General features: G+C 58.1%; 1 pseudogene. It reads left to right on the plus strand.

Features of this window, described 5'->3' with window-relative positions:
* Positions 1–121: 121 nt before the first annotated feature.
* Positions 122–1,189, plus strand: a pseudogene (locus ACMV5H_RS25525) (IS91 family transposase); the annotation flags it as partial.

Consider the following 1,189-nt stretch of genomic DNA (forward strand, 5'->3'; position numbering starts at 1 on the left):
AACGTCGGGGCAGGCTGATCGCCCCGCACTAATACCCGCATAAAATGAGCACGTCTGCGACGTGAGCACGCTGACGCCGAGGCTCTTTTCCCATTCCCTGCCACCCTCTATACTCTGCACCATGTATATTCCGCGACCCACAAAGCTGCTGTTCCAGCATGACGACGGCTGGAGCCAGTACCTGGATAAACATGGCGACACCCTCAGCGACTGGACCAAACTCGCCGTCGAGCGCATGCTCGCCTGCGGTACCTGCCTCATGGGCGTTCGCCGTTACTGTTGCGCCTCATCCGACTGTACCCATGCCCGCTTCTTCTGCCAGAGCTGCAAGTCCAAGGCCTGCAGCAGTTGTGGCCTCAAGGCCACCGAGCAGTGGATCGCTGAGCAGCAACACATCCTGCCCGACTGTGACTGGCAGCACGTCACGTTTACTATGCCTCATCTGCTGTGGCCGTTTTTCAACAATAACTGGCCACTGCTCAATGATCTGTTCCGCTGTGCCACCCGCGCCATGCTCCGCTGGGCCCGCAGGCAGGGGATCGAAGTGGGCATCTTTTGTGCGCTGCACACCTACGGCCGACAGCTCAATCAGCATCCGCATATTCACGTCTCCGTCACCCGCGGCGGGCTCGACGTCAAACACAACACCTGGCGACACCTGTTTTTTAAAAAGAAAGAGGTAGAGCAAATCTGGCGTAATGCCGTCATTTACCTGCTGCGTGACAACTATGCGCGCATCAACCCCGGTGGCTTGCCGGGCCTGGGCCATATCCGTAACGAGTATCGGTAGTACCGCTATCTCCATGCGCAATATCGTCGAGCCTGGAAAGTGCACTTTGCCAAAAAGACCCGGGGCGCGTGGCGCAGCGTGAAATACCTTGGCCGTTATCTGAAGCGTCCGCCGGTGGCGGCTTCCCAGCTCCGGCATTACCGCGGCGGCGCAGTAGTTCATAAATATTACGACCACCGCACGCAGCAGCACAAACGCCAGAACATCAGCCAGGAAGAGATGCTGGGGCGCTATATCAGCCATATTCCGGCACGGCATTTTAAGATGGTGCGTTACTACGGCTTTTTGGCCAACCGCAAACGGGGCCAACTGTTGCCGAAGGTCTACGAAGCGCTGTCGATGACGGTGCGGGATAAGCCCAAACGGCCCGGGTTCGCGGTGTTGATGAAAGGCTTCCTG

This window comes from Serratia sp. N21D137 (genome assembly GCF_047530005.1).
Lineage (GTDB): Bacteria > Pseudomonadota > Gammaproteobacteria > Enterobacterales > Enterobacteriaceae > Chania > Chania fonticola_B.